At 64.0% G+C, this 2,797-nt stretch carries 3 protein-coding genes; all 3 read right to left on the bottom strand.

Going from position 1 to position 2,797, the window contains the following annotated elements; genetic code table 11:
• Nucleotides 1-1,062 (bottom strand): threonine ammonia-lyase, biosynthetic (gene ilvA, locus BGRAMDRAFT_RS33120; RefSeq protein ID WP_044022089.1); only part of this gene is annotated, 1,062 nt, incomplete at its 3' end.
• 267 nt (nt 1,063-1,329) lie between these two features.
• Nucleotides 1,330-2,625: a virulence factor family protein gene (locus tag BGRAMDRAFT_RS33125; RefSeq protein WP_006053302.1), complete on the bottom strand. Its 1,296-nt coding sequence runs from the start codon at nt 2,623-2,625 to the stop codon at nt 1,330-1,332.
• Nucleotides 2,622-2,797: phosphatidylglycerol lysyltransferase domain-containing protein (locus BGRAMDRAFT_RS34250; protein ID WP_157140709.1), on the bottom strand; the 176-nt coding region annotated here is incomplete at its 5' end. The genes BGRAMDRAFT_RS34250 and BGRAMDRAFT_RS33125, both read right to left, overlap by 4 nt.

The following is a 2,797-nucleotide window of genomic DNA, read 5'->3' on the forward strand; positions in this document are numbered from 1 at the left end:
CGTCACGGCAAATACGGCTTCGCGCGCCTCGCCGACTTCGGCGCGCTCGGCGACGAAACGCATCCGGTCGAAGTTCATGTTCGCGCCCGACGTGATCGCGATCAGCGTCTGATTCTCGATGCCTTCGCGCTCGGCATACTGCTTGGCTCCGGCGACCGCGAGCGAGCCCGCGGGTTCTAGCACGCTGCGTGTGTCCTGGAATACATCCTTGATTGCGGCGCAGAGTGCGTCGGTGTTGACCAGCAGCACGTCGTCGAGATATTCGCTGCACAGCCGGAAGGTTTCTTCGCCGACGAGCTTGACGGCAGTGCCATCGGAGAACAGACCAACCTCGTTCAACGTCACACGTTCGCCCGCTTTCAGTGATGTCGCCATCGCGCACGAATCGTCGGTCTGCACGCCGATCACCTTGATCTCCGGGCGCACCGATTTCACATACGCCGCGACACCCGCTGCGAGTCCGCCGCCGCCGATCGGCACGAAGATCGCGTGAATCGGGCCTTGATGCTGGCTCAGAATTTCCATCGCGACCGTACCCTGGCCGGCGATCACATATGGATCGTCGAACGGATGCACGAAGGTCAGGTCGCGCTCTTTCTGTAGCTGCACCGCGTGGCCGTACGCATCGCTGAACGATTCGCCGAACTGCACGACTTCGACCGTCGGCCCGCCATGCGCGCGCACGGCATCGACCTTAACCTGCGGCGTTGTCACCGGCACCACGATGATCGCCTTCACGCCCATGCGTGCCGCGGACAGCGCGACGCCCTGCGCATGATTGCCCGCCGACGCGGTGATTACGCCGCGCGCGAGCGCGTCGGCGGACATATGCGCCATCTTGTTGTACGCGCCGCGCACCTTGAACGAGAACACCGGCTGGTTATCCTCGCGCTTCAGATACACGGGATTACGCAGACGCGCCGACAGATGCGGCGCGCGTTCGAGCTCGGTCTCGCGGGCCACGTCGTAGACGCGCGCGGTGAGGGTTTTTTTCAGGTAGTCGTGACGAAGCGCGACATGGTCGACGGCTTCATCGAGCGGTTGTGATTCGCGTGAGGGCAAGGCAAGCTCCTGTGCGGCAAGAACGTGTCATCGAAAGTCGACCAGGAGGCGGAGCAAGCGGACATAAAAAAACCCGCCTCGTGGGGCGGGTTATGTGTGACTGCTATCAGACGCGCGCTAACCCACCATTCGATGAATGATGCTAATAATCAGCGCAATACGGATGTCGAGGCAGTTCATGCCGACGATCATCGTTGACTGGTCGGGATTTGTCAATGCAAGTGTGCCGCGAGTACGCCGTGCGAAACGAGCGCGCGATCAGCGCACTCAATCCCGCACGCCGCTCTGCTTCTTGAACGAACTCAGAATGCGCCGCTCGAGCGCGTTGTAATCGCCGCCGAAATGATGGTCGCCCGACGTGCGAATCACTTCGATGCCGGTCTTCGTCAGCGTCGGACACAGCGTGTCCTCCTCGTTCTGGCCGTAGATGCATTGCACGATCGCGGGCGGCACACGCGCCAGTTCAGGGCGCACTTTCAGCGCCTTGTCGCTCGCGGGCATGCCGAGCCAGCCGCCGACGCGAATCTGGAAATCCGCGTCAGGCGCAAAGCCGAGCAGCGAGATCAGCGACACCTTCGCGCGCAACGCCTCGGGCAAGCGGTTATACGCGAACGGCATCACGTCCGCGCCGAACGAATAGCCGATCAGTGCAATGTGCTCGGCATGCCAGCGCGCGCCGTAGGTTTGCATCACGCGCGCGAGGTCGCGGCTCGTTTGCGCGGGCGGCTTCTCGCTCCAGAAGTAGCGCAGACTGTCGATGCCGATCACCGACACGCCGTCTTTCTGCAACGCCTGGGCGATGGTCTTGTCGAGATCGCGCCAGCCGCCGTCGCCGGAAATGACGACGGCCATCAGGCCGTTCGGATGCGCGGCGGGCAGTTCGATGAGCGGCAGATCGGAGACGTCCTCGTCATGCGTCGACACGGTTTGCAGATGCGGCGCGATCAGCGCGACGAGACGCGCGCGGTCGGCGTTGCCCGCATTGCCTGCGTTGCCCGTCGATGCCTTTTCGACGAAGCCCGGAATCTTGTCGCGAATGATCGTCGAATCGGGCGGGCACGGCTTGAAGCGCGGATCGAGCGTGTGCTCCGCATCCACGACGACAGCCCCGGCGATCGTGTTCGACGGCGCCTGCTCCAGCACCTGCATCGCGAGCGTCGCGCCCTGGCCCGTGCCCGCGACGATCGGCGCGAAGTAATGGTTCGACAGCGACTGCCGCTCGAGTTGATGGCTCAACGCTTCGGCATCGCCGACGAGTTGATGGCAGGCTTCTTTCTTCTGCACGGGATCGGTCGCGAGCTTCGCGGCATAGCGCGCGGTATCCACGCCGACGGTCAATGCGCCCTGCTTCGCCAGCGCGTCGGCGCTTTGCTGATCGGCCGCGCTCCAGCCGCTCGCCTGCGAGTAAAGCACCACGAAGCCGCGCAACGGACCGGCCGGCTGCGTGACCGTGACGTTGCCGTAGCGGCCGCCGGAAATGGTGGTCGTCGCCGCGTTTGCGAGGGTGCCGCCAGCCACGAGGCCCGCCACGACGGCGAGCCTGAAAAACGATTGCAAAGTCATGAACGCCGGCCTCCTGCCAGCAATGACAGGTCCGCGAGCGTGAAGACCACGCCCACCGAACCCGACGCCGCGAGATAGCGCGGCTCCCAATGCGGCTGGAACTTGCTCTTGAAAGCGCGCAGTCCGCGGAAGTTATAGAAGCGGCCGCCGAAGCGCCACACGATGCCGGCAA

Source organism: Paraburkholderia graminis C4D1M, assembly GCF_000172415.1.
Lineage (GTDB): Bacteria > Pseudomonadota > Gammaproteobacteria > Burkholderiales > Burkholderiaceae > Paraburkholderia > Paraburkholderia graminis.

What these genes read in the sequence shown, in the direction of transcription:
- BGRAMDRAFT_RS33125 (WP_006053302.1), bottom strand. Translation starts at nt 2,625, where the DNA reads ATGACTTTGCAATCGTTTTTCAGGCTCGCCGTCGTGGCGGGCCTCGTG.